The organism is Burkholderia aenigmatica (genome assembly GCF_902499175.1).
Classification (GTDB): domain Bacteria; phylum Pseudomonadota; class Gammaproteobacteria; order Burkholderiales; family Burkholderiaceae; genus Burkholderia; species Burkholderia aenigmatica.
In genome coordinates this window covers 207,845-233,256 of sequence record NZ_CABVQC010000003.1, presented here as the reverse complement: position 1 = coordinate 233,256, position 25,412 = coordinate 207,845, and the positions used below count along the sequence as shown (strand labels likewise).

General features: G+C 67.1%; 28 protein-coding genes and 1 tRNA gene. 18 read left to right on the top strand and 11 right to left on the bottom strand.

Annotated features, from left to right (window positions below):
* The first annotated feature begins 145 nt into the window (after positions 1–145).
* Positions 146–919 carry a slipin family protein gene (locus BDO18943_RS04015; protein ID WP_175021318.1) on the top strand — a complete coding sequence of 258 codons (774 nt, stop codon included), beginning with the start codon at positions 146–148 and terminating at the stop codon, positions 917–919.
* Positions 920–978: 59 nt separating this feature from the next.
* On the opposite strand, the gene BDO18943_RS04010 is transcribed toward BDO18943_RS04015, so the two are convergent.
* A complete protein-coding gene (locus BDO18943_RS04010; protein WP_235995796.1) occupies positions 979–1,209 on the bottom strand; it encodes a hypothetical protein in 231 nt (76 codons plus the stop codon).
* Positions 1,210–1,542: 333 nt separating this feature from the next.
* Here BDO18943_RS04010 and BDO18943_RS04005 point away from each other — a divergent pair, with 333 nt between their 5' ends.
* From BDO18943_RS04005 to BDO18943_RS03980, 6 genes are all read left to right on the top strand, one after another.
* Positions 1,543–2,442 (top strand): M24 family metallopeptidase, encoded by a 900-nt coding sequence (locus BDO18943_RS04005; protein WP_175021317.1) that lies wholly within the window; start codon positions 1,543–1,545, stop codon positions 2,440–2,442.
* A gap of 45 nt (positions 2,443–2,487) precedes the next feature.
* Positions 2,488–4,275, top strand: a complete 1,788-nt coding sequence (locus tag BDO18943_RS04000; protein WP_175021316.1) for an SDR family oxidoreductase — start codon at positions 2,488–2,490, stop codon at positions 4,273–4,275.
* 30 nt (positions 4,276–4,305) lie between these two features.
* A complete protein-coding gene (locus BDO18943_RS03995) occupies positions 4,306–5,211 on the top strand; it encodes a metal-dependent hydrolase (RefSeq protein ID WP_043180201.1) in 906 nt (301 codons plus the stop codon).
* A 79-nt stretch (positions 5,212–5,290) separates the two neighbouring features.
* Complete coding sequence (locus BDO18943_RS03990; RefSeq protein WP_043180204.1) at positions 5,291–5,578, top strand: hypothetical protein; 288 nt, start codon at positions 5,291–5,293, stop codon at positions 5,576–5,578.
* 251 nt (positions 5,579–5,829) lie between these two features.
* Positions 5,830–6,219, top strand: a complete 390-nt coding sequence (locus BDO18943_RS03985; RefSeq protein ID WP_175021315.1) for a DUF2917 domain-containing protein — start codon at positions 5,830–5,832, stop codon at positions 6,217–6,219.
* A gap of 326 nt (positions 6,220–6,545) precedes the next feature.
* The gene (locus BDO18943_RS03980) at positions 6,546–6,920 is read left to right on the top strand and encodes a DUF2917 domain-containing protein (protein WP_175021314.1); all 375 of its coding nucleotides are present in this window, start codon (positions 6,546–6,548) and stop codon (positions 6,918–6,920) included.
* A 160-nt stretch (positions 6,921–7,080) separates the two neighbouring features.
* On the opposite strand, the gene BDO18943_RS03975 is transcribed toward BDO18943_RS03980, so the two are convergent.
* Positions 7,081–7,359, bottom strand: coding sequence for a hypothetical protein (locus BDO18943_RS03975; protein ID WP_096501652.1), 279 nt, complete (start codon positions 7,357–7,359; stop codon positions 7,081–7,083).
* 790 nt (positions 7,360–8,149) lie between these two features.
* Between BDO18943_RS03975 and BDO18943_RS03970 the strand changes: the two genes are divergently transcribed.
* Positions 8,150–9,451, top strand: coding sequence for an NCS2 family permease (locus BDO18943_RS03970; RefSeq protein WP_175021313.1), 1,302 nt, complete (start codon positions 8,150–8,152; stop codon positions 9,449–9,451).
* A gap of 107 nt (positions 9,452–9,558) precedes the next feature.
* Here the strand turns inward: BDO18943_RS03970 and BDO18943_RS03965 are convergent, their stop codons facing one another.
* From BDO18943_RS03965 to BDO18943_RS03955, 3 genes are all read right to left on the bottom strand, one after another.
* On the bottom strand, positions 9,559–11,517 hold the full coding sequence (locus tag BDO18943_RS03965) for a serine protease (RefSeq protein WP_175021312.1): 1,959 nt from the start codon (positions 11,515–11,517) through the stop codon (positions 9,559–9,561).
* A 230-nt stretch (positions 11,518–11,747) separates the two neighbouring features.
* Positions 11,748–12,038 (bottom strand): DUF1488 family protein, encoded by a 291-nt coding sequence (locus tag BDO18943_RS03960; RefSeq protein WP_039366385.1) that lies wholly within the window; start codon positions 12,036–12,038, stop codon positions 11,748–11,750.
* 240 nt (positions 12,039–12,278) lie between these two features.
* Positions 12,279–12,470 carry a DUF2964 family protein gene (locus BDO18943_RS03955; protein WP_043181379.1) on the bottom strand — a complete coding sequence of 64 codons (192 nt, stop codon included), beginning with the start codon at positions 12,468–12,470 and terminating at the stop codon, positions 12,279–12,281.
* 469 nt (positions 12,471–12,939) lie between these two features.
* Between BDO18943_RS03955 and BDO18943_RS03950 the strand changes: the two genes are divergently transcribed.
* The 9 genes from BDO18943_RS03950 (at position 12,940) to BDO18943_RS03910 (ending at position 18,406) form a co-directional block, all read left to right on the top strand.
* Positions 12,940–14,853 carry a sigma-54-dependent Fis family transcriptional regulator gene (locus tag BDO18943_RS03950; RefSeq protein ID WP_175021311.1) on the top strand — a complete coding sequence of 638 codons (1,914 nt, stop codon included), beginning with the start codon at positions 12,940–12,942 and terminating at the stop codon, positions 14,851–14,853.
* Positions 14,854–14,941: 88 nt separating this feature from the next.
* Positions 14,942–15,244: a 2Fe-2S iron-sulfur cluster-binding protein gene (locus BDO18943_RS03945; protein ID WP_031398745.1), complete on the top strand. Its 303-nt coding sequence runs from the start codon at positions 14,942–14,944 to the stop codon at positions 15,242–15,244.
* 58 nt (positions 15,245–15,302) lie between these two features.
* Positions 15,303–15,797 (top strand): SRPBCC family protein, encoded by a 495-nt coding sequence (locus BDO18943_RS03940; RefSeq protein ID WP_175021310.1) that lies wholly within the window; start codon positions 15,303–15,305, stop codon positions 15,795–15,797.
* 92 nt (positions 15,798–15,889) lie between these two features.
* Positions 15,890–16,267 carry a DUF2946 domain-containing protein gene (locus tag BDO18943_RS03935; protein WP_175021309.1) on the top strand — a complete coding sequence of 126 codons (378 nt, stop codon included), beginning with the start codon at positions 15,890–15,892 and terminating at the stop codon, positions 16,265–16,267.
* A 90-nt stretch (positions 16,268–16,357) separates the two neighbouring features.
* The gene (locus tag BDO18943_RS03930; RefSeq protein ID WP_175021308.1) at positions 16,358–16,573 is read left to right on the top strand and encodes a hypothetical protein; all 216 of its coding nucleotides are present in this window, start codon (positions 16,358–16,360) and stop codon (positions 16,571–16,573) included.
* Complete coding sequence (gene copC / locus BDO18943_RS03925) at positions 16,570–16,935, top strand: copper homeostasis periplasmic binding protein CopC (protein ID WP_175021307.1); 366 nt, start codon at positions 16,570–16,572, stop codon at positions 16,933–16,935. The genes BDO18943_RS03930 and copC overlap by 4 nt, the downstream gene beginning before the upstream one ends.
* Before the next feature lie 90 nt (positions 16,936–17,025).
* Positions 17,026–17,472 (top strand): copper chaperone PCu(A)C, encoded by a 447-nt coding sequence (locus BDO18943_RS03920; protein WP_175021306.1) that lies wholly within the window; start codon positions 17,026–17,028, stop codon positions 17,470–17,472.
* Between the two features lie 31 nt (positions 17,473–17,503).
* The gene (locus BDO18943_RS03915) at positions 17,504–17,677 is read left to right on the top strand and encodes a hypothetical protein (protein ID WP_175021305.1); all 174 of its coding nucleotides are present in this window, start codon (positions 17,504–17,506) and stop codon (positions 17,675–17,677) included.
* Positions 17,678–17,776: 99 nt separating this feature from the next.
* Positions 17,777–18,406, top strand: a complete 630-nt coding sequence (locus BDO18943_RS03910) for a LysE family translocator (RefSeq protein WP_175021304.1) — start codon at positions 17,777–17,779, stop codon at positions 18,404–18,406.
* Between the two features lie 15 nt (positions 18,407–18,421).
* Here the strand turns inward: BDO18943_RS03910 and BDO18943_RS03905 are convergent, their stop codons facing one another.
* Complete coding sequence (locus BDO18943_RS03905) at positions 18,422–19,747, bottom strand: leucine-rich repeat-containing protein kinase family protein (RefSeq protein ID WP_175021303.1); 1,326 nt, start codon at positions 19,745–19,747, stop codon at positions 18,422–18,424.
* 141 nt (positions 19,748–19,888) lie between these two features.
* On the opposite strand from BDO18943_RS03905, the gene BDO18943_RS03900 reads away from it, so the two are divergent.
* A tRNA-Leu gene (locus BDO18943_RS03900) sits at positions 19,889–19,973 on the top strand.
* A gap of 305 nt (positions 19,974–20,278) precedes the next feature.
* Here BDO18943_RS03900 and BDO18943_RS03895 read toward each other — a convergent pair.
* The 5 genes from BDO18943_RS03895 to BDO18943_RS03875 form a co-directional block, all read right to left on the bottom strand.
* Complete coding sequence (locus BDO18943_RS03895) at positions 20,279–20,698, bottom strand: ExbD/TolR family protein (RefSeq protein ID WP_175021302.1); 420 nt, start codon at positions 20,696–20,698, stop codon at positions 20,279–20,281.
* 9 nt (positions 20,699–20,707) lie between these two features.
* On the bottom strand, positions 20,708–21,130 hold the full coding sequence (locus BDO18943_RS03890; RefSeq protein ID WP_122947760.1) for an ExbD/TolR family protein: 423 nt from the start codon (positions 21,128–21,130) through the stop codon (positions 20,708–20,710).
* 12 nt (positions 21,131–21,142) lie between these two features.
* Positions 21,143–22,042, bottom strand: a complete 900-nt coding sequence (locus BDO18943_RS03885) for a MotA/TolQ/ExbB proton channel family protein (protein WP_175021301.1) — start codon at positions 22,040–22,042, stop codon at positions 21,143–21,145.
* Positions 22,043–22,111: 69 nt separating this feature from the next.
* Positions 22,112–22,789: an energy transducer TonB gene (locus BDO18943_RS03880; RefSeq protein WP_175021300.1), complete on the bottom strand. Its 678-nt coding sequence runs from the start codon at positions 22,787–22,789 to the stop codon at positions 22,112–22,114.
* 25 nt (positions 22,790–22,814) lie between these two features.
* Positions 22,815–25,151 (bottom strand): TonB-dependent receptor, encoded by a 2,337-nt coding sequence (locus BDO18943_RS03875; protein WP_175021299.1) that lies wholly within the window; start codon positions 25,149–25,151, stop codon positions 22,815–22,817.
* Positions 25,152–25,412 lie beyond the last annotated feature (261 nt).

Below are 25,412 nucleotides of genomic sequence, written 5' to 3'. Positions count from 1 at the left end.
GCGGCCACCGACGGCTACCCGTGGCCAGCAGTGCGCCGCTCGCCGCGGGCTGCCGCGTGCGCGTCACCGGCCGTCACGGGCTGCTGCTCACCGTTGCCCCGCTCTACGACGTGCCGGCGCAAGAACAACACCAAGGAGAACCTTCATGATCGGTTACACGTTCGGCTTCAGCAGCGTCCTGATCGTCTTCGTCGTCGTGCTCGTCGCGTCGTCGATCCGTATCTTCCGCGAGTACGAGCGCGGTGTCGTGTTCATGCTCGGCCGCTTCTGGAAGGTGAAGGGGCCGGGGCTCGTGCTGATCATCCCGATCGTCCAGCAGGTCGTGCGGATCGACCTGCGCACCGTCGTGTTCGACGTGCCCGCGCAGGACGTGATCACGCGCGACAACGTGTCGGTGAAGGTCAATGCGGTCGTGTATTTCCGGGTGGTCGATCCGGAGAAGGCCGTGATCCAGGTCGCGCGCTTCTTCGAGGCGACGAGCCAGCTCGCGCAGACGACGCTGCGCGCGGTACTCGGCAAGCACGAGCTCGACGCGCTGCTCGCCGAGCGCGAGCAGCTGAACGCCGACATCCAGAAGACGCTCGACGCGCAGACCGATGCGTGGGGGATCAAGGTGTCGACGGTCGAGATCAAGCACGTCGACCTGAACGAGACGATGATCCGCGCGATCGCGCGGCAGGCCGAGGCCGAGCGCGAGCGGCGTGCGAAGGTGATCCATGCGGAAGGTGAATTGCAGGCGTCCGAGAAGCTGCTGCAGGCCGCGCAACGGCTCGCGCTGCAGCCGCAGGCGATGCAGCTGCGCTACCTGCAGACGCTGACGACGATCGCGGCAGACAAGAACTCGACGATCGTGTTTCCGCTGCCGATCGATCTGCTGGGGACGTTGCTGGAACGGTTGGGGGGGAAGCGGGAGGGGTAAGCGCGCGCAGCGGCCTTCGGATCGTCCCGTGTGCAGCCTTGCGTACGTCGATCGCCGCCCTAACCCGCTGCCGCCAGAATGGAATCGATCAGTTCGGCGCCGCCTTCAATGTCCTCGTTACCCACGAACCGGGACACTTCCATGTGCCCGTCATCGAACACGTCGATCTCGATACGCTGTCCGACGACCGTCACGGACACGAGAATGGCGTCTGGTCGATGCCGACTGAGTGCATAAGCCAGATGTGCACCATCCAGCCTCGTCAGCAAGTCAAAAATTGGATGAGTCATGCCGGATCCCATTTCCTGAATCGGTTGTCGTTGAGCAGTTAAAGCACCGCGGTGCGGGCACGGACCATTCTTACGAAATCATTTCGCTACAGCCCAATTATCGACAAGTATCATCGGCGAATGACGTGTGCCACCACGCCGACCTCGCCCATCCCGCCTCTAGAGCTTCCCCTCCATTTCCCCGATCCATTAGGACAAATCCTCACGTCCGTCGGCGCGGAACCGTCTATGATCATTACATCGTTCAATGACACATTAAATGCTGACTGAATAACCCGCGACAGTGACGCCGGCGGGCGCGTTCCGGATCAGCGCCCCAAACGGAGACGCGCCATGGCCGACCACCACCCGCTGCCGGAAGTCCACCTCGACGAGCTGCCGCAATTCCGCGCGGTCCAGCAGCTTGCCTACCGCTGCGTCGAAACCGTCGGCGCGATGCTCTACCCCGGCATCACCGAAAAGGAAGCCGCGCGCCTGCTGACCGAATGGCTGCAGGACAACGGCGTGCACGACTGGCTGCACAAGCCGTTCGCGTGGTTCGGCGACCGCACTGCGTTCGAAGGCTTCTCGGGACTCAAGCACATGGGCGGTTTCAATCTCGCGTTCTTCCCGAGCAACCGGCAGCTCGAAACCGATATGCCGGTGATCCTCGACGTCGCGCCGGTGCTCGACGGCATCGTCGCCGACGTCGGCTACGCGCACTGCCTCGGCCACAACCCGATCCTCGAACAGCTGCAGGACGACCTGATGGACCATCGCGACATGATCGTGCGGCTCGTGAAGGAGCGCCGGTCGATGGCCGAAGTCGCGCAGGAAGTCGACGCGCTGTGCCGCCGCCAGGGCGTCGAGCCGCGCCACAAGGCCTATCCGTTCAAGGTGCTCGCGCATCGCGTCGCGAAGATCCACAAGCTGTCGAAGCCACGCTTCGTCGCGCGCTTCGGGCTGAACGCGACGCGCAACCTGCTGCTCGACCAGGGCCGCGCGGCAAAACAGCAAGGCTGGTCGCCGCTGTGGTCGATCGACCGCCGCTCCGAGCATGCACCGGTGCCGGGCCTGTGGGCGGTCGAGCCGCATCTCGGCTTCTCTGGCGTCGGCGCGAAATTCGAAGAGCTGCTGGTCATCACCGAAGACGACGCGTACTGGCTCGACGACGACCTGCCGCACGTGCGTCGCTGGCAGCGCCGCCAGGCCGAGCGTACGCAGGCCGTCGCGACCGTGCCGGCCGCCGCCTGACACGCACGCGCCCTTCCTCCCGACTCCCTGAACGACGGACTCACGATGCAGCCTCTTTCCGACGAAGCGCCGCTGGCCCTGTTCGAATCGGTTCATAGCGAAACGGCGGTCGCCTCCGGCGACCTGACGCTCGCGGTCAAGACTTGGGGCGACCCGGCCCGCTCGCCGGTCGTGCTCGTGCACGGCTATCCCGACGACAGCAGCGTCTGGCAGCACGTCGCGCCGCTGCTCGCGCGCAAGCACTTCGTGATCGCGTACGACGTGCGCGGCGCGGGCCTGTCCGGCGTGCCGAAGCGCACGGCCGACTACCACCTCGCGAAGCTGACCGACGACTTCGTCGCGGTGATCGACGCGCTCTGCCCCGGCCGCGCCGTGCACCTGATCGCGCACGACTGGGGCTCGATCCAGGGCTGGGAATTCGTCACCGATCCGCGCCTCGCCGGCCGCATCGCGTCGTACACGTCATGCTCGGGGCCGTGCCTCGACCACGTCGGCTTCTGGCTGCGCGAACGCGTGCTGCGCCCGACGCCCGCGTCGCTCGCCAAGCTCGGCGGCCAGCTCGTGCGGTCGTGGTACGTGTACCTGTTCCACCTGCCGTTCATCCCCGAGCTCGGCTGGCGGCTGTGGCTCGGCCGCGCGTGGCCGCGCCTGCTGCACCGGCTCGAGAAGACGCCCGCCGCGCCGCGCCCGACACAGGCCGACGACGGCGCGCGCGGCGTACGCCTCTATCGCGCAAACTTCATCCGCTGCCTGTTCGCGCCGCGCGAACGCTACGCGCATGCGCCGGTGCAGACGATCGTGCCGCTCGGCGACAAATACGTGAGCCCCGCGCTGTCCGAGAACCTGTCGCGCTGGGTGCCGCAGTACTACCGTCGCGAAGTCGCGGCCGGCCACTGGCTGCCGCTCGCCGATCCGGCGCGCTTCGCGGATCTCGCCGGGCAACTGATCGACGCGGTCGAAGCGGGCAACGAACCGCCCGCGCTCGCGAACGCGCGCCGCCGCGCAACGAGCGGCCGCTTCAGCGGCAAGGTCGCGGTGGTAACCGGCGCGGGCAGCGGCATCGGCCGCTGCGCGGCGCTCGTGTTCGCCCGCGAAGGCGCGACGATCGTCGCGTGCGACATCGATCTCGCGAGCGCCGAGCGCACCGCGCTGCTGATCGGGCTGACCGGCGCCCAAGCGCACGCGAAACGCGTCGACGTCGGGTCCGCCGACGAGATGGAAGCGCTCGCGACGTGGGTCGGCAGCGAACTCGGCGGCGCGGACGTCGTGATCAACAACGCGGGCATCGGCATGGCCGGCGGCATCCTCGACACCAGCACGCGGCACTGGGAGCGCATCCTGCACGTGAACCTGTGGGGCGTGATCCACGGCTCGCGATTGTTCGCGCAGCAGATGGCCGCGCGCGGCACCGGCGGGCACATCGTCAACACCGCATCGGCCGCCGCGTTCGGGCCATCGCGCGACCTGCCCGCGTATGCGACGACGAAGGCCGCCGTGCTGATGCTCAGCGAATGCATGCGCGCGGAACTCGCGGAACAAGGCATCGGCGTGACGGCCGTGTGCCCCGGCTTCGCGGAAACCGGAATCATGGCGTCGACGCAATACGCGGGCGCCAATGCACAGGACGAAGCGCGGCTGCGCAAGCGCGCGACGAAGCTGTACCAGATGCGCGGCCTGAAACCCGAAACTGTCGCTCAGGCGATGGTCGACGGCGTGCTGCGCAACCGCCCCGTCGTCGCGGTCGGCGGCGAGGCGCACGCGATGCGCTTCGTCGGCCGCTTCATGCCGTGGCTCGGCCGGATGATCGCCCGCGTCAGCATGGCATCGCATTGACGGCGCATGACGCCGCACAGGGAGACAAAGATGACCGATACCGCCGACTATCACAAGATCAAGGCCCGGCACGTGAAGTTCGACTTCAGCGACACGCCGATTACCTGGGTGCCGAACGACCCGGCCAGCACGCACATCATCAACACGCTGAACCTGCTGTTCCCGGAAGGCGAGCTGTGGTTCTGCCGCGTGTACAACAAGGCATTGCCGCTGATCACCGATGCGCGCCTGCGCGACGAGGCCGAAGGCTTCCTGCGGCAGGAAGCCGTGCATTCGCGCTCGCACGGCGGCGTGCTCAAGCACTACTACGACCGGCACGGGATCGACACGAAGCCGTTCACGCAGAAGCTCAATCGCCTCTTCACGCGCGTGCTCGGCGAACAGCCGCTCGGGCTGAAGATCGGCCACACGCGCTTCTGGCTGCGGCAGCAGCTCGCGGTGATCGCGTCGCTCGAGCATTTCTTCGGCTATCTCGGCAACTGGGTGCTCAACGCGCACGGGCTCGACGAAGGGAAAGCCGACCCGACGATGGTCGACCTGCTGCGCTGGCACGGCGCGGAGGAAGTCGAGCACCGCACGGTCGCGTTCGACATCTACCGGCACATGGGCGGCACCTATCCGGAGCGCTGCGTGCATATGGCGTTCGTGATCCTGCTGCTGCTCTACTACATCACGACGGGCGCGAAATTCATGTACCGGCGCGACCCGGACGCCGGCCGCTACCCGGGTTTCGTGCTCGCGTGGTGGCACGGCTCGCGGCGCGGGCACCTGCCGTCGTTCTGGAAGGTGATCGGTGCGGCGCTGCGCTATTTCAAGCCGAGCTATACGCCGCACCACGAAGGCTCGACCGAACAGGCGCTCGCCTACCTCGCCCGCTCGCCGGCCGCGCAGGCGGCCGCGCACGGCGGCAACTGGGGCACGGCGAAGGGCGCCTGAGCGGATTTCCAGCCGGCTCGGCGGGCGTCGCCCGCCGAAATGCGTACAATCGCGGCTTCAATTTCCCGGAGGTGCCGCGATGGCCATGAAGAAAACCGATCTCGAAAAGAACAAGGCGCTCAAGCTGACGCACGCGATGAAGCAGTCAGGCTCCGCGCGTTTCGGCAAGGGTGCCGACGACGCAGCCAAGCTCGACCGCCGCGCGCAGCGCAAGCTCGACCAGGAACAGGGCCTCGTGCCGTTCGCGTGCAAGCTCAATGCCGAACTCGTCGAACAGCTGAAGGCACGTGCAGCCACGCACCCGGAAGGGATGACGGGCCTGCTGTCCGAGCTGCTCGTGAACGGGCTCGCGCAACGCGACGCGTGACCGCCAAGTATCTCGAAAATTCCGTTGACATTGCTGCGCCGGCGCGACACACTCGTTCGCATGCCTACGCTCAAGCCCGCCGCCATCGCGCATAAAAACCGAGTGAACGCCCATACGGGGCGATCACCGGGGGCGCTTGTGCGTTAGCATCGAGATTCAGCACTGCATGTCACAAGGCCTCGCCGGAAACGGATGAGGCCTTTTTGTTTTGGTGCGCGTCATCCCGCCCGGCTCAACGGATGGAGATGACGATGGACCAAGCAAGCCGGCTGGTTGTCTGCCCCGATCGGTGCCGCACCGATGCGATCGCATTGCCGCGGGTCGTGATGCAATTCACGGTCGCGCCGCGCAAGACGCTGACGTGGCGCGCGCAACACGACGCCGAGATCCGCGTGCACGACGCGACGCTGTGGGTCACGCGGCTGGGCAGCGTCGACGATTACTGGATACGCACCGGCGACGTGCTGCGCGTGCAGCGCGGTGATCGTATCTGGATGAGCACCGACGACGACCGTCCGGCCGAAGCATCGATCACGACCGCATACGCGATGACACGCGGCGCATGGCTGGCGCATGCGCTCGCGCGAATGCGCAGCTTGCTGCGCGAGCGATGTCGAAGTCGAAGCCGAAGTCGTACATGACGAAAGCGCTGCTGCGCACTCGCTACGGGGATGCAGCAGCGTCACGCAATGCCAGGCGCGCACGTCGATGCATCGCACTCGCCTATCCCGAAAATTGTCGTTGACAACGCTGTTCCACGCAGACAAACTCGTTCGCATGCCTACGTACACGCCCATCGCCGCCGTGATTCATCGATCGATGAACATTCGAAAGAATGGTTCACGGGAGGCGCGTGTGCGTTAGCAATCGAGCAGTACCGCATGTCACACAAGGCCTCACCGGAAACGGATGAGGCCTTTTTGTTCTGGTGCGCGTCATCCGTCCGGCTCACTGAATGGAGAAGACGATGGACCAGGCAAGCCCGCTGTTTGACCGTCCCGATCGGCGCCGCGCCGGCACGATCGCGTTACCGACTGTCGTGATCCGTTTCGCGATCGCGCCGCGCGCGACGCTGACGTGGCGCGCGCCGCAGGACGCGGAGCTCCGCGTGTATGGCGCGGCGCTGTGGGTCACGCGCCCGCCGAACGTCGACGATTGCTGGGTACAGCCCGGCGACGTGCTGCGCATCGCACGCGGCGAGCGCATCTGGCTCGGCACCGATGCCGACCGGTCGGCGGAAGCGACGATCACGACCGCGTTCGTGCAGCGCGGTGAGCGCTTCAGGCGCACGCTCGCGCTGGTGCAACGTTTGCTCTTTGGGGCAGGGAGAAGGAGCGGATGAGCGACGCGCCGTCAGGCGCACGAGTCGCGGAACGGCCGCGACCGGAAACGGACGCACCTGCGGCGTAACGCGCCGCAGGTGCGCATCGAATGACGCGGCACGCCGGTGCGTGCCGCGCGCGATCGCGCGCCGTGCGCAGCGACGGGATGCAACAGGTGCATCAGGTGCTGGCGGCGAGACGCGGGCCCGTGCTTCGGGGAGTGGAATCAAGGTCGGGGCGTTGCGCTGCCTGCGAGGTCACCCACGGATCGATGCCCTGCTTCTGCACCTCCTCGAGGAATGACACACGTGCGCGCCAGTAATCCGCTTGTAATTTCGCGTCGATGACGCGCTGTTCGGCAGCGAACAGTTCCATGCGCGCCGTCACGAGCATCGACGCAGCGGTTTTTTCCGGCGTGGGGGCGTGTCGCATCGCCCAACGGCTGATCCAGTTCAACATGCTGACCTCCGTGATTTACGGACGAACCCGCATCGGGCAATCGCAATCGGCCGTGCCTGCCCGAACGCGCAACGGCCTTGACCGCACTTCACCGCCCGGCCTGCACGGACTGCGACTCCCCCGCGTCGGCAATTACCGGCCGGCGTGTGCATGCGCGGTGTATCTATCCTAGAAAGACTTGCCGGTTTACGCGATGGGGTCTTGCAATCTTTTACACAGAAACCACAGTCGCCCCCGCTTCGCGAAATGACAGTTGCGGGCGGGACGGCTTCGGCGCACGATAGCCCGATATCTGCCACCGCCTGGACTGACGAATGGCCGCTGCACGCCGCTACCGGGCATCCGCACCGGCCGCGCACGTGCGTTTGCGCGCACGCGCCGCCCGTCACGCATTCGTGCAGCATGCGGGCGCTCCGTTTCAGTCGGATGTCATCTCGCAACCGCCGCGCGCGATCCGCCGTGCGTGCCGTGTTGCATGCCGTTGCGCACGCATCGGCCGGCCTCGTTCGCATGTCCCGCTCCCGTTTCCGCCATTTCTTCCGGTTCGTTCCGCCCGAACCGGTAAAATGCGCGCCTTCGCCGCGCGGCCGGGCTGCCAGACCGTTCGCGCGCAGGCAGCCAAGCGATCGTGCGATCGTGCCCTCCAACTATATCGTCCGAGCTATCCGCGCTATTACAATCCGCCGATAGCCGGGCAATAGTGGCTGGGTACAGTAAGCCGGCCGCGCGCTGCCTTTACAACAATTCGGCACAACAAGCAACACGACAACCCGACCGGAGAAACGCCTTCATGGAATCCATCAAGCGGTATTTCGGCTTCGCTGAAGCCGGCACCGACTTCCGCACCGAAATACTCGCGGGCGTCACCACATTCCTGACGATGGCCTACATCATCTTCGTCAACCCCGCGATCCTCGGCGACGCCGGCATGCCGAAGGAATCCGTGTTCGTCGCGACCTGCCTCGTCGCGGCGCTGGCGTCGATCATCATGGGGCTGTACGCGAACTACCCGATCGCGTGCGCGCCCGGCATGGGCCTGAACGCGTATTTCGCGTATACGGTCGTCAAGGGGATGGGCTTCACGTGGCAGGCCGCGCTCGGCGCGGTGTTCATCTCCGGCTGCCTGTTCCTGCTCGTCACGCTGTTCCGCGTGCGCGAGGCGATCGTCAACGGCATTCCGAAATCGCTGCGGATCTCGATCACCGCGGGTATCGGCCTGTTCCTCGGCATCATCTCGCTGAAGACGTCGGGCGTGATCGTCGGCAACCCGGCCACGCTCGTCACGCTGGGCGACCTGCACAAGCACGACACGATCCTCGCGATCATCGGCTTCTTCACGATCGTCACGCTCGACCACCTGCGCGTGCGTGGCGCGATCCTGATCGGCATCATCGGCGTCACGATCCTGTCGTTCTTCTTTGGCGACAACCAGTTCCACGGCGTGTTCTCCGCGCCGCCGTCGATCGACGCAACGCTGTTCAAGCTCGACATCCGCGCCGCACTGTCGACCGGCATCATCAACGTGATCCTCGTGTTCTTCCTCGTCGAGCTGTTCGACGCGACCGGCACGCTGATGGGCGTCGCGAACCGTGCGGGCCTGCTCGTCGAAGGCAAGATGAACCGCCTGAACAAGGCGCTGCTCGCCGACAGCACGGCGATCGTCGCGGGCTCGGTGCTCGGCACGTCGTCGACCACCGCGTATATCGAAAGCGCATCGGGCGTGCAGGCCGGCGGCCGCACGGGCGTGACGGCGATCACCGTCGCGGTGCTGTTCCTCGCCTGCCTGTTCATCGCGCCGCTCGCCGGCGTCGTGCCGGCGTACGCCACGGCACCGGCACTGCTGTACGTGTCGTGCCTGATGCTGCGCGAGATGGTCGACGTACCGTGGGACGACGCAACGGAAGCCGTGCCGGCCGCGCTGACCGCGCTGCTGATGCCGTTCACGTACTCGATCGCAAACGGTGTTGCGTTCGGCTTCATCGCGTACGGTGGCCTCAAGCTGCTGACGGGCCAGGCCCGCACGGTCAAGCCGATCGTGTGGGTCATCGCCGCCGTGTTCCTGTTCCGCTTCTTCTATCTCGGCAGCGAGTGACGGCGGCGCCTCGGCGCGATGCAGGATGCACGACGAAAAAACGCCACCTTCGGGTGGCGTTTTTCGTTGTGCTTGCCATGACTGCCGTACCGCCTTGTCCGCGCGGATTACGGTGTCGCGACGCCCTTGAGTTCGTCGTCGTACAGCCGCTGCGCCAGCGTCGGATCGACCATCTTGACGCGGCGATACAACTGCACCGCGTCATCGACCCGCCCGGTGCGGCGATAAGCGACCGCCAGGTTCGCCATGACTTGCGCGTCATCGGGATACGCGCGGTTCATTTCCTCGAAGATCCCGACTGCCGCATCGGAGCGCTGGCCGCGAATCGCCGCGATGCCCATCGCCTCCCGCGCCAACCGGTTCGACGGATCGATCTTCAATGCACGCGCAGCCGCGGCCGACGCTTCGTCGGGCTGGCCGATCACGTTCAGTTCGCCCGCGAGCACCACCCACCCTGCCGCCAGCGAATCGTCCAGCGCAACCGCGCGCCGGAACGATGCAACGGCCTGCGCATGCTGGCCCAGTTGCGCCAGCGTCACGCCGTGCATCCGCCATGCCCTCACGTCGCCGTCGTTCAGCTTGATGGCGCGGTCGAGCGCGCTCAACGCATCGACATAGTTCGACTGTGTCATGTACAGCGCACCGAGCCGCAACCAGTATTCGGCATTGTCCGGCGCCGCTTCAACCGCACTGTGCATCGCACTGGACGCGTTGCCGGACTGGCCTTGCAGCGCATACGCCTGGGTGAGCGCGCCCTGAATGAGCGCGGTCGCGGCGGGATCGCCCGCCTTCTGCACCTTCAGCGCGTGCTGGTAACTGGCGATCGCGTCCGCGAGGTGGCCGAGATCGTATTGCGCGCGGCCGAGCGCGTACCAAAGCCGCGCATCGTCGGGAAACGCCTTCAACCCGTCGTTCAGCACGCCGATGGTGGCCTGGGCGTCCGGCTGCGTCGAGGCCAGCAGCGTCCACGCATCGGCCTGGCGCGAACCGGACAGCGCATGTACGCCCCGTTCGAACAACGGTCGCGCATCGGCCTTGTCGCCACGCCGCAAATACGCGATGCCGAGATTCATCGGCAGCATCGCGTCCGACGGATCGGCACGCATGCCGGCATTGAACGCGTCGAGCGCGCGATCCATCTGCCCCAGCTCGGCATACGTGTTACCGAGCGAGGCCCAGCCGAATGCGTATGACGGATCGTTTTCGACCGAACGGCGATAGGCGGCCAGGCTGAGCGCGCCGCGATCGGGCAGCCGGCTCGTGCGATAGGCATTGCCGAGGTTGTTCCATGCCCAGGCGCTGCGCGGACGCGCGACCGTCCACGCAAGGTCATGGCGAATCAACCCGTCGACGTCGTTCGCGACCGCGTACGCGCGCGCCTGGCTCATCCATGCGGTCGCTTCGAGCGGCAGGTCGACGGCCGGCATCCGCGCCGCCACGGTCGCAATCCACTCGACCGGCAGCACCATATAGAGCGACGCGGCATTGTCCGCGCGGGTGCCCACCATGCCGATCAGATTGCCCTGCTCGTCGTAGACGCCGGCCCCTGGTTCGGGCAGGTGCGGCGCCGCCGGATTCGGCGACGCGAGCACACCGGAATGTATGCCGTCGTCCGCCGCCCATGCATGGCAGCACGCGCGCAGCGCAACGGGATCGCGACGGCCGAATCGCGCGCCCGCCAGATAGGCGGTCGTGGCCGATTCCGGACTTCGCGCCGTCAACGGCACGGCGGCGACGTCGAGATCCGTCGCTTCGACGATGCAGATGTCCCGATCCTGGTTGCCCGCGACGAGACGCGCGGGATGACGGCGGCCATCGGCCGATGCGATGTCGAATGCCGGCCGGCCTGCGAGCCGATGACACGGCGTCGCAACGCGGCCCGGCGCCACGACGATGCCGCCCGTCGTGATGTCGCCCGCGACGACGTTGACCTCACCTGGCGCGAGCTGACCGATCGCGTCGTCATCCGATCGAACCGCCCCGTCGGCCATCGACATGCCGACTGCGAGCAACCATGCGCCTGCCAGCAGGTGGCGCGCCTTCCCCCATCCCGAACGAGTATCCACGTGCGGTGCCCTCTTTTTATTGTGTTGGTATTCGAATGATTTTCTCTGCGATCCTGACGAATCGAGATGCCGGTTCGTGTCGGCACACTAGCAGCCGCCCCGGTGCAGCAGCAATCCGGTGCGGCCCGCATACGAAAATGCCGCCCGGCCCCGCCGAACGGCATTGCGTGAAAGGCAACGTCTTCGTGTGCGCCGCGTTTAGCGACGCGCGCCGCAAGACGAGCGTCGTGTCATCCGCGCCAGTTGGCCTCGTAGAAGCGTACGTAGCCGCTGCGCAGCGTCACGCATTGCGCGCGCGTCTCCGACAGCAGGCGTCGTGCAGCCGCCTCGATACGGTCGCGGTGCTGGTCGAATGCACCGACCATGTCCTCGAAACGCGGCGACGCCGCGCCGAAGTGATCTTCCAGCGCCTCGGCGGTGATCTGACATTGGACGCGCTCGCCATTGACCAACGCCGTGAACGCAAGCATCAGGTCGCGCCCCGAATACTCGGGCTTCTCGTTCGTGAAATGGATCTGCATGGGAGCCGCCTCGACCGGTAGAAAACGAATGACCGCGTCCGTCGTCCGCTACCGGCCGGACGAATTGTACGCGGGCTCGCCGACGGAGGCACGGCCCGCGGGGATAGGCGCGGACAATGCATGCCGGTTGATTTCCACTTTAGACGGTTTCGCGCAGGAGACAAATTTTCCGGCATGCGTCGTTCCGACGCGCATTTCCTCAGATCAGCGCGGCATCCGGCACCGTTTCGGAAACCGGCGTCAGTGAGGATCGGTCGGCCAGACGTTGAGCGCAATGGCAGCGGTCGTGGCGCCCAGCGCAATCGCAGCCGCCCCGTATCGCACCGCATCGGTCAGATCGAACAGCAGCCCGTGGATCGCCACGGCGATGCCGCCCAGCATGATGAAGGTGGCGATGGCCGCCAGCACGACTCTCAGTTCCGTCCGAACCATGATGCCTCTCCCGAACGGATGCATGTCGCGTCGCATGCATGTTGCAATGCGGAACACGGCGCGTGCGTGCTCCCTTTCCATCATTGCAGGCGGCCGTTTAAAAGCAAGGGGATTTTGTTCGCGGTCGCACATCGTACGCGGCGCTTGTATGATGATGCGTACCCGGATGGTTGCCGTTCGCACACCGATGGTGCGCCGCACGCGGAGGCGGGAATCTGTGGAGGATTTCGGTGAGGGTGCGTGTGCCGAATCGGCCAATTTCGAAGAGCATGAGGCCTGGGTGAGCGTTGAAGTGCCAACTGGGGTCGACCGCGAAGCATGGGGCTCGAGTAAGTGCGAAAGCGCTAACCGGGGCCGACCGCGAAGCATGGGACCTGAGTAAGCGCTAAAGCGCTAACCGGGACCGACCGCGAAGCATGGGGTCCCAGTAAGCGCTAAAGCGCTAACTGGGACCGACAGGAGACAAGTCATGCCGCAACCCTTCGTGCTGCCCGCCACCGCGGGTCGCACCGACCTGCTCGCGCAGGCGCATGCGCGTTCGACCGCGGTCGGCCTGCGCGCGCACGAACGCCCCGATTTCTCGCCGCTGTCGCGCATCGCGCTGCGCGAACTGCTCGACACGAATCACGCGCTGTTCTCGCATGCGCGACCGGTGATGGAAAACCTCCACGCGCAAATCGCCGACACGCAAAGCCTCGTGCTGCTGACCGACGCCGACGGCGTGATCCTGCACAGCATCGGCGACGCGGACTTCATCGAGAAAGCCAACCGCGTCGCGCTGTGTACGGGCGTCTCGTGGGCGGAAGGCGCGCGCGGCACCAACGCGATCGGCACCGCGCTCGCATCGGGCCAGGCCGTCGCCGTGCACGGCGACGAACACTTCCTGCACGCCAACCATATCCTCACCTGCTCGTGCGCGCCGATCTTCGATCCGTTCGGCCGCACGCTCGGCACGCTCGACGTCAGCGGCGATCCGCGCGGCTCGAGCCCGCATACGCTCGCGCTCGTGCGGATGTCCGCGCAACTGATCGAGAACCACCTGTTCGCGAACCAGTGCGCGGAAGCCTTGCGGCTGCGCTTTCACGCGCACGAGGAATGTGTCGATTCGCTGTTCGCCGGGCTCGTCGCATTCGGGCCCGACGGCGGGCTGCTCGCCGCGAACCGCAGCGCGCAATTCCAGCTCGGCGCGTCGTTCGACGCACTGCAGCATCAGGCCAGCGACGCACTGTTCGGCATGCGCTTCGGCCAGCTCGCGCAGCAGGCGGCACGCGCCCCCGGCGCGCTGTTCCGCCTCACGCTGTCGACCGGCGTACGCGTGCTGGCGCGCTGCGAATTCGCGGACGCGCACAAGACCACCGTCGCCGTCACGCCGCCCGCACCGGCCGCACGCGTGCGCACGCCGGATCCCGACGCGATCACGTTCGCGACGCTCGACACCGGCGACGCACGCATGGCCGCCGTGCTCGAACGCGTCGCGAAGATCCGCGGGCGCGACCTGCCACTGCTGATCCTCGGCCAGACCGGCACCGGCAAGGAATGGCTCGCCCGTGCACTGCACCAGGCATCGCCGCGCGCGGACGGCCCGTTCGTCGCGGTCAACTGCGCGGCGCTGCCGGATTCGCTGATCGAGGCCGAGCTGTTCGGCTACGAGGACGGCGCGTTCACGGGCGCGCGCAAGCGCGGCAGCCCCGGCAAGATCGTGCAGGCCGACGGCGGCACGCTGTTTCTCGACGAAATCGGCGACATGCCGCTCGCACAGCAGGTCAGGCTGATGCGCGTACTGCAGGAACGCGCGGTGATGCCGCTCGGCGGCGCGCGTGCCGTGCCGGTCGACGTGCGCGTGGTCTGCGCGACCCATCGCGACCTGCGCGCGATGATCGCGGAAGGCACGTTCCGCGAAGACCTGTTCTACCGGATCAACGGGCTCGCGGTCACGCTGCCGGCGCTTGCCGCCCGCACCGACCTGCCCGCGCTCATCGAGCGGATTCTCGCGCGGCTCGCGCGCAGCGAACCGATGCCGCGCCGCATTGCGGCCGACGTGCTCGACGCGTTCACGCGCCACCGCTGGCCCGGCAACCTGCGCCAGATGACCAACGTGCTGCGCACGGCCGGCATGCTGGCCGAAGACGAAGCCGAAATCACGCTCGCCCATTTGCCCGACGATTTCTGGCTCGACTGCGAGGACGCACCGGCGGCACCGGCCGCACCTGCCACCGCAACGCCGCCCGCATCGGCCCGCGCGCGCGAAGGAGCGACGCTGCAAAGCCATCAGGCCGCGGTGATCGATGCCGCGCTTGCGCGGCATGGCGGCAACGTGTCGGCGGCCGCGCGCGAGCTCGGTCTCGCCCGCAATACCGTGTACCGGCACCTGCGCCGCCATTGACGCCAGCGGCCGGCCGGCGCCGGCCGCGAGCCCGTTCGGGTATGCTTGGCGCGTTGCCGCCGAACCGCCGCCCGCCTCTGCCTCCGCCATGACCGATCCGGAACACCCTCCCCTCGTGCGCATCGAGCCGCTCGGCGCGACCTTCGATGCGCCCGATTCGCTGACGCTGCTCGAAGCCGCCGCGTTCGCGCGCGTGTCGCTGCCGCGTTCGTGCCGCAACGGCACGTGCCGAAGCTGCCTTTGCCGGATCGTCAGCGGCAGCGTACGCTACACGATCGAATGGCCGGGGCTGAGCCGCGAGGAAAAAGCCGACGGCTATACGCTGCCGTGCGTGGCCGTCGCGACGTCGGACCTCGTGCTCGACGTGCCCGACGCGGTCATGCTCGACTAGACGCGGCGCGCGCTCGCGCGTGCCGTCCTGCCAAGGTTGATCCTGTGTGGAGAACGTCATGACCCAGCAAACCGATCGCATCGAAAAGCAGGCGCTGCTCAACGCATCGCCCGACCGCGTGTGGGAAGCCGTCAGCAATTCCGGCGAATTCGGCCAGTGGTTCGGCGTCACGTTCGACGGGCCGTTCACGGCCGGCCAGCCGCTGTTCGGTCGCATCACGCCGACACGCGTCGACGATGATGTCGCCAAGGCACAAGAGCCCTATGCCGGCACGGTGTTCGAAATCGTCGTCGATCGCGTCGAGCCGAAGCAACTGCTCTCGTTTCGCTGGCATCCGTTCGCGATCGATCCGAATTTTGATTACACGTCCGAGCCGATGACGCTCGTCACGTTCGCGCTCGCCGCACAGGGCGGCGGCACGCTGCTCACCGTCACCGAAACGGGCTTCGATCAGTTGATCGAAACGCGCCGCGCGAAGGCGCGCGAGATGAACGATCACGGCTGGGCCGCACAGATGACGTTGATCACGAAATACCTGGCGAAGCATGCATAGCGCGCCGCCACGCCGCACGTCCATGCCGACATGCGCATCGACGTGCGTGGCATAATCCGCTCCATCGTCGTCCAAACGTCGCCGCGCATCGCATGCTGAGTCGTCGCCTCCGGAAGATCGGCAGTCTGATCGGGATGCTCGCCATCCTGATGACGGCGCTCGCGCCGACGATCTCGCAGGCACTGACGACGCAACAGCGCGTCGAGACGCTGCTGGCCGGCTACTGCACGGCCGCGCCGGCCACCGGCGACCGCTCCGCCGATGCGTCGCCGAAAAGCCTGCAGGCCCACCTCCAGGCATGCGGCTATTGCAGCCTCCTTGCTCACACACCCGCACTGCCCGCGCCCGAACTGACGTTCGCGGCCAACGTGCACGTCATTCAGCACCGCGAAGCGACCCGCTTCGAAAGCCTGCGCCGCGCGCTGCCGCTCACGGCCGCGCAACCGCGCGCCCCTCCGTTCGCGTCCTGATTCGTCGTCAACGCCCGTGATGCCGTTGCGCATCACGTGGCTCGCGCACGCCGCCGGCGTGCGTGACGTGTCACGTTTCGAAGGACGATCATGTCTCACCGTGTTGCGCGCGGCGCCGTGCCGTGCGTGCGGCTGGCTGCTTCCGGTCCGGCGTATCGCGCCGACATTCGCCCGCGGGCGAACGTCAAGCCGTACATGCTCGCGCCGGCATCGGCCGCCATCGGTGCTGCCGAGATGGTGCGTGTGCATCCGTCCGTCGAATCCGTGTTGCTCAATCCGATTCGCCACTCGCACACTCGACCATGAAAACCACCACGTTCGTTCGCGGCGCACTCGCCGCACTCGGCTTCGTCGCCATCCAGGCCGCCCAGGCCCACGCGCTCCCGAAAACCCAGGAACCGGCCGCCAACGCCACGCTGTCGACCGCGCCGCACGCGGTCACGATCGGGTTCAGCGAAGCGCTCGAGCCCGCTTTCAGCTCGATCGCCGTCACCGACAGCCACGGGCAGTCGGTCGTCGACGGCAAATCGTCCGTCGATGCCGGCAACCGGAAGCGCATGCAGGTCGCGCTGACCAGCCTGACGGCCGGCACGTATACGGTCGCATGGATCGCGGTAGCCAGTGACGGCCATCGCACGCAAGGCCACTACGCGTTCACGCTGAAATGAGGTTCGCGATGCGCATCGGCGTGCCGCGCCGGTCGCGTCGCTGCCCCTACCCGCTGCATCCGCTGCATCCATCCATAAGGAGAACCAACCATGAAACGCTCGATTCCGTCCGCCCTGCTGTTCGCACTGCTGGCACTGCAAGCCCCCGCCACGTTCGCCGCGCCGGCCGTGCAGGCAGAAAACTGCTGGATCCGCGCGATGCCGGCGACCGTGCCGTCGTCCGGCTACTTCACGCTGAAGAACGACGGCGACGCCCCCGTCACGCTGACGGGCCTCGACACGCCTGCGTACGGGATGGCGATGCTGCATGAGACGCAGACGAACGGCAGCACCGCAAAGATGGTTCACGTCGACACCGTCGAAGTCCCCGCGCACGGCACGGTGTCCTTCAAGCCGAAGAGCTATCACGTGATGCTGGAGCAACCGCGCCAGGCCGTCGCGCCCGGCGCGAAGGTGCCGTTCCGGCTGCATTTCGCGGACGGCTCGACGGTGTCCGTGACCTGCGACGCGAAGGCGCCGACCTACGCCGGCCAGTAACGCCACCCGCCCCCGATCGAAGGAGACGCACATGAAACACCGCCTGCCGCTGGCCGACCTGATCGTCCGCTACCGGACGCCGCTGAACGTCGCCGTGATGATCGTCTGCGGGATGTGGGCCGGGTGGATCGCGTGGATGACTCGGCCCGCCGCGATCGATACGCCACCGTCGATCCCTGCGTACTGCATGCGCGACGCAAGCTGACACGCTGCGACGGCACGGTTCCGGCGGAAGCCTGCGTCAATTATTGGCGTGGCATCATCGTTTCATCCCGACCGCCGGAACCGCCTCTCGGAGCGCCGCATGTCCCTTCAGACCTGGATGCTGTTCGCCGCAGCCTATCTCGCCACGACGCTGTCGCCGGGGCCGAACGTGCTGCTCGTCATCCGCAACACGGTGCGCTACGGCACGCACGGCACGGCCGCGACGATCGCGGGCAACCTCGTCGCGCAAGGCGTGGTCGTGCTGCTCGTCGCGCTCGGCGTCGGCGCGATGCTGGCCGCGATGCCGTCGCTGTTCGTCGCGATGAAGGTGATCGGCGCCGCGTACCTGATGTTCCTGGGGATCCGGCAACTGCGCGGCGACCGCAAGGCCGGCGCTTCGACCGGTGCGGCGGAGATCGCCATGCCCGACCGCAGGAAACTGTTCCGCGAAGCGCTGTTCGTCTCGGGCAGCAATCCGAAGACGATGATCTTCCTGTCGGCGTTCATGCCGCAGTTCATCGTGCACGACCGCCCGCTCGCGCTGCAGTTCGTCGTGATGTACGCGACGATCGCGTGCACCGTCGTGGTCGTTCACAGCGTCTATTCGGCCGGCGTGCGCCGGTTCCATCGCGGCTTCGGCATGAGCCGCGCGGTGCGTGCGCTCAAGCGTGCCAGCGGGCTGCTGTTCGTCGGGCTCGGAATCAAGCTGCTGACTGCGCGGCAGGCGTAAGGCGCCGCGCTCCCGTCAGCGCGCGTGCGCGGCCAGCTCGGCCGCGATCTCGCCGAACGACGGCCGCGCCTCGACGTCTTCGTCCAGGCAGGCTACCGCGAGCGCATCGAGCGCCGTCCTGCCGGCCCACGTGCGCGGCTCGCATCGCGCGAGCAACTCGCCGAGCAGATAGCCGAACGCCCGCACCTCGAGCCGTTCGAACCCTGCGCCGCGCGTGCGATCGTTCGCATCGTAGAGCGACGCTGCGCCGAAATCCCCGAGCAGCGCGCCGCCTTCGCCGTCGTGCAGGATGTTGTGCGCGTACAGGTCGCCATGCATGATGCCGCGTGCGTGCAGATGGCCCGCCACCGACGCGATGCCATGCACGATCCGCATCGCTGCCGCCGGCTCGAATCTCGCGTCGGCCGCATACACGTCGCGCGTGCAGGACGCGAAGCTCGGCGGCCCGGCGAGGTTCGTGAGCGCGGGATCGACCCGCTCCATCACGAGGCCGTGCGTGCCGTCGGGATGCCCGCTCACCTTGCCGATCACCGGGATCATGTTCGGGTGGCGGCCGGCGTGCAGGCACGCGGCCATTTCGCAATCGGGCAGGCCGTCGCTCGTTACCGCACCCTTGAACAGCTTGACCGCGACCGTCCGTGGCGGATGCCCATCCGGGCGCCACTGCGCACGGTAAATGACGCCCGACGCGCCCTCGCCCAGCTTCTGCTCGCACGCCAGCGACGCCCAGTCGACGTCCGCGACCTCGGGCCCGGCCGACGCCGCCGCTTCCGGTGCGGCGCCGAACGGGTTGCCTGCGGTGGCAAGCCACGCGAGGCGCGGCAGGCGCAGCAGCCAGTCGGGCAGTTCGTCCAGCCGGTTCGCCGACAGCCGCACCAGTTCGAGCGCGCGGCAAGCGGCCATTTCCGAGGGCAGCGCACGCAACCGGTTGCCCGCGAGCATCAGCTTCTGCAGCCGCGAGCAATCGCCGATGTCGGCCGGCAATGCGTCGAGCGCGTTGTCGGTGAGGATCAGCCAGCGCAGCGCGCGCGGCAGCGATCCGCGCGGCACCGTTTGAATCCGGTTCGCCTTGAAGCCGATCATGTCGAGCTGCTCGCACGCGCCCAGCACGCCGGGGAACGCGGTGAAGCGGTTACCGGACGCGAACAGGATGCGCAGGCGGTGCAGCCGCGGCAGGTCGTCCGGCAGCGCGGACAGCGCATTGCCGGTCAAATCGAGCACTTCGAGCGTATCGGCAAGATCGAAGATCGCGCGCGGGAATTCCGTCAACCCGCACGCGAGCTTGAGTTGCCGTGCGCCGGCGAGTTGCCCGGCCTGCAGTTGTTCGAGGGTGTCTGTCACGCGAAGAAAACGGGTTGCGGTTGCGACGATCGTCGGGTCGATCGCCCGAATTCTACCGGGATCGCCTGCGCGCATCCGACGATCGTGTCACACCCCCTTCACAAACGCGTAACGTCGCGCTAGAATTGCGCCCCTTGCAGTGCCGACGTGGTGAAATTGGTAGACACGCTATCTTGAGGGGGTAGTGGCGAAAGCTGTGCGAGTTCGAGTCTCGCCGTCGGCACCAAATGATGCGCTCCAGCCCGTAAAGTACAGGCCGGCCACGCGCCATCCCTTCCGCAGTGTTCTGCTGCACGCTCCCGTTCGCTGGACTCGCAATCGATTTCGCCGGACTTGCTCCAGCGCGAAACAGACGCAGTCGCGACCTCGCCTCCAGCCGTATCCGTTCTCGAGCACCTCGGTTGCACGAAACACCGCGTGGCGGACGAGAAAGGCGTGCGCCGCGAGCACCTGCCTTCGCGAACGTCTCTCCCGCCGCCAAAGCGATCGCATCGGTCCTCACGCGCACGCCGCCTCGATCGCACGTCGCGCCTACTGCATGTATTGCTCGTTACCCATCAGCCCGATCTTCGTTGCCCCCACGCGCTGCGCGGACGCCAGCACGGCGGCGACGTCGCGATACGGCGCCTGCCGGTCCGGCCGGAGCCGGATCTCGGCCTGCACCGGTTCGGCCGCGACCTGCGCGAGCTTCGCTTCGAGCGCCGCGCGATCGGGCAGGCGCACGCCGTTCCACGACGCCGCACCGTCGGCGGCCACATCGATCTGCACGATCTCCGGCTTCGCGGCCGGCGGCGCGTCGCCAACCGGCAGATTCATCTTGACCGCATGCATCTGGATCGGAATGGTGATGATCAACATGATCAGCAGGACCAGCATCACGTCGATCAGCGGCGTCGTGTTGATGTCCACCATCACGTCCGGCTCGGTGCCCGACGAAACGTTCATGCCCATGACTGTCTCCTAGCTGCCGCGCGCAGGCGGCTCCGTGATGAACGACACCTTCTCGATGCCCGCCCGTTCGCACGCCACGATCACACGCCCGACGAATTCATAACGTGTGCTTTCGTCGCCGCGCACATGCACGTCCGGCTGCGGCGATTGCCCCGCCACGCCCTTCAGGCGCGCGAGCAACGTCGGCGCATCGACCGGCACCGCATTCCAGAAGAATGCGCCGCGCCGATCGACCGCGATTTCGATACTCGCGGGCTTGCTCTGCAACGGCTGTACGGTCTCCTTCGGCAGGTCCACCGGAATCGTGTGCGTCACCACCGGAATCGTGATCAGAAAAATGATGAGCAATACCAACATCACGTCGACGAGCGGCGTCGTGTTGATCTGTGCGATGACCTCGTCGTCATCGTCCTGACGGACACTGATGCCCATGGCCGCCCCCGCTCAGTCGACCAGCGACGGCACGCGCGCGCCGTTGCGCTCGGGCCGTTTGCCGCTGGCCAGCACCACGACGTGAAGCTGCGCGCCGAATGCGCGCACCCGCTCCATCACCGCCTTGTTACGACGCACCAGGAAGTTGTAGCCGAGCACCGCGGGTACGGCCACCGCCAGGCCGATCGCCGTCATGATGAGCGCCTCCCCCACCGGCCCCGCGACCTTGTCGATCGACGCCTGGCCTGCGACGCCGATCGCGGTCAGCGCATGGTAGATGCCCCACACCGTGCCGAACAGGCCCACGAACGGCGCGGTCGACCCCACCGTGCCGAGAAACGCGAGACCATCCTGCAGGCGGTTCGACACGTTGGTCACCGCTCGCTCGACCGACGTGTCGATCCACGTATTGCGATCGACGGCTTCGAGCAGCACCTCGTCGTGATGCTCGCCGGCCTCGATCGCCGTCTCGGCAATGAAGCGGAACGGCGACGCCGGGTCGAGCTGCTGCACGCCTTCCGCGAGTGACGGTGCGGCCCAGAGCTGCGCGTCCGCCCGTTTCGCGCGTCGGTTCGCGCGATACTGCTCGAAGAACTTGGTCACCATGATGTACCAGCTCCCCATCGACATCACGACCAGCAGGATCAGCACGAAACGCGCGACGAAGTCGCCGCCGCGCCACAACGCATCGAGTCCGTAGGGATTGGTGGCGGCGTTCGCCGCGGCAGGCGCCGCCTGCGGTGCGGGGCCGGCGACGGCCGGCGCTGCCGGCGTGACGGCGACTGCGCTCGCGACCGGTGCGGCCACCGTGCTCGTCTCGGCTCGCGCGTCCTGCGGCGCGACGAGGACCCCTGCCGTACCGCCGGCAATCATCATGCTGGCCGCGAAAGCGGCGATAAGTTGCTTCGTCATGTCTGCTCCATTGATCGATCTGATTAGGCATCCGGCATCCTGGCTGCCGGCTTTCTGGCGGCGCACCGCTCAGTTCAGGTTGAACGAGAACGGCACCTGCACGCGCACCGCCTGCCCCTGCGAAATACAACTGAATCGCCTCACCGCCGCGAGCGCGGCCCGATCGAGGATCGGGTCGGCGGACTGCGCGACGCGCTCGCCCGACACGCGGCCATCGGCATCGACGATGAACTCCACCAGCACGTTGCCGACGATGTTGTTTTCCAGCGCTTCACGCGGATAGCGCAGCGACGCGCGCACCTGATCCGAATTCGGGCATACGACGCCCACTTCGTGGCTCGGCGCAGCGGGTGCCGCGGGTGCGGCCGGTGCCGGCGCGGAGACTACGGGTGCAGTCGTGTGCGCGAGCGTCGCCTGCGACGACCCCTGAACCGGCACCTCCGGCGGCGGCACGAACATCCGCGCCGGCGGCGCAACCTTCGACGGCAACGCCTTCACGATCGGCTTCGGCGGTGGCGGAGGGGGCGGCGGCGGCTTGACCGGCTCGATGATTCGCACGTCGACCGGATGCTGGACGATCTCCGTCACGCGATTGGCGAGACCGTTCAGCAGCGCGTAGATCAGCGCCGCATGCAGCAGCAGGACGGCCGCGATACCGCCGTAGCGGCGCACGGGATGGCGGCTGGTCTGCCGGAACGGGCGCGGTTGGCCGGCAAGCCTGCGGGCCGGGGCGGAATGGGCAAACATGGAAGCTCCTCGAATCGTCCGCGCGTCAGAACGGCGCGCTCAGTTGCACACCGATCGTGCGTGGCTGGATCACCGACGCCCAGACGTTGCCGCCCAGCGGCACATAGCTCGTATTGGCAGACAGCAGCCCTTCGCGGTTGAACAGGTTCCTGACGAAGAACGACAGGCTCGCGTACCGCAGGTCCACGCCCAACTGGAGATCCGTCACGGCATAGGCGGGCAGGATGAAATCGGGCGAGCCCGTGGCGCCCGCGAAACTCGCATGACGCTCGCCCACGAAGCGCTCGGCGGCACTGGCCGTGGCCGACCATGGGCCGAGCGGGAAACGCCAGCTCGCCCCCAGCGACGCCGCGAACTTCGCGGTGTTCGGCAGCCGGTCGCCCGTGCGCGCACCGACGCTCGGCGCCCCTTCCGTCAGGTACGCGTCGATCGCGGCGAGCGACGCATTGAACGACAGCGCCGACGTCGGCCGCACCACGCCCGATGCCTCGAGGCCCTTGATCCGCGCGTTGCCCGCGTTGACGAGCTGCGCGACGCCGTCCACCGCACCGTATTGCTGGATGTCGTGCCATTCGATGTCGTAAGCCGACAGCGCGACCGAGACGCGGTTGTCGAACAGATCCGCCTTGTAGCCGATCTCGTAGTTCCACAGCGTGTCGGGCTTGTAGGTGGGATTGCCGGCGATCAGTTGCCCCGTCACCGCGCTGACCGCCATGCTGTTGGGGCCGCCCGGGCGATAGCCGCTCGCGACGCGCGCGTAGACGTTGCTGGTCGGCGTGAGCTTGTAGCTGGCCGTGAACATGTACGTCTTGCTCGTATCCGACGACGCGCCCGGCGCGGACAACGGCGTCGGCACGAGCAGGCCGGACGTCTCCTGCCGGTAGTCCTGGCTGTTGTGCGCGATCCGCATGCCGGCCGTCAGCGCGATGCGCGACGTGGGGTTGTAGGTGACGTCGCCGTAGGCCGCTAACTCCTGGTAACTGCCCGAATAGCCGAGCCGCTCCAGGTCGCCGAGCGAGCGGCCGCCGGCCGTCGCGCGATACACCTGCAACGTGTTGCTGTGCTCGTGGTCGTAGTAGAGGCCGGCGACCCACTCCAGCGTGCGGTTGCCGGGCGATGTCAGCCGCAGCTCCTGCGTCACCTTGTTGGTGCCGACGGTGGAACTGGGCGTGACGGTGCTGACGTCGAGTCCGCCCGCCGCGAGAATCGGCGCATAGAACGGCGTGAAATCGAGCGTCGTGGACGTGCGCAGCGACTGGTACGCGGAAATCGCATTGAGGCGCGCCCAGCCGAAATCGTATTCGGCATTCGCTGTGTAGAACTGATTGCTCTGGTGATACGGTTCCTGCGAATCCTGCAATTTGGTCAGCGCGCCATACGCGGGCCGGCCGTTCATCCCGTAGTCGACGTAGTTCTGGCCGTTGCTGTTGATGTTCTGAAGCGTGGCCGTGAAGCGGAACGTGAGCTTGCGGGTCGGCGTGACGAGCAGCGACGCACGCACGCCCGTGGTGTCGCTCCGGTTGATGCGCGTGCCGGCGGCCGCGCCCGTCGCATCGACGTAACCGCCGTCGTGGTTGTTGAAGGCGGCGATGCGCATGGCGGCGACGTCGGATTTCAGCGGCACGTTCAGCACGACGTTGGTCGTGTTGTTGAGGCCGCCGTGCCAGGTCGACGAAAACATCGTCCCGACGCTGCCGAAAAAGCTCTCGGTATCCGGCTGGTTGGTCACGTATTTCAGCAGGCCGCCCATCGCGCCCGCGCCATACAACGTCCCCTGCGGCCCGAACAGGATCTCGATGTGATTCAGGTCGAGCAGGCCCATGTCCAGGGCCAGCGCGGCCCCGCCACCCGACACGGTGTTCGAGCCGAGCGGCGTATCGTCGACATACACGCCCACGGTCGGCCCGACGTCCTTGCCGGCCGTCACGCCGCGCATCGAGATCGTGCCCTGGCCCGGACCGCCGCCGCTGTTGAAACCGACGCCCGGCTGCGTCGACAGGTAGTCGCTCAGCTTCGTGGCGCCCGACTTCTGCAGCGCATCGCTCGACAGCGTGTCGACCTTCATCGGCACCTCGCGCGCCGGCTCGCGACGCCGGTTGGCCGTCACCTCGACGGAATTGAGCGTGATCGCCGCACCGCCGGCGCGACCTTTGGCGCTGGCATTGCCGTCGCGATCCGTACCGGGCGCCGCGCGCTCCGTGGTGGCGGCGGCGGGCGGCAACGTACCGGCACCTGGCTGTGCGGGCTCGGTCTGTGCGCACGCATCCGATGCGGCGAGAAACATCCGCATCACGGTCACGGCAACCAGCGTCCGCCTGAAGATCGTCGACTCCGCTGCGACCCCGCCCTTCTTGCTTGCCATCTGCGACTCCTCTTGTCTGTCTGAATGTGAGCGGACCTGTCGGTCTTCCGATGCGGTCCCGCATGCGGACCGCCCGCCCGAATGACTCCAAGGTAAGCAGCCAAATCGGCCGCTGCTTTTGCGAAACGCCGAAAAACATTGGCTACCGTCCTCGGCTGCCGACGCGCCGAAAAACACGCGCAACGAAGCCGCGGGCGCGGGCGACGCGCCGCCGGACCACGCGGCAATCGAACGGGATGCGGGAGCAGGAAAACGACACGC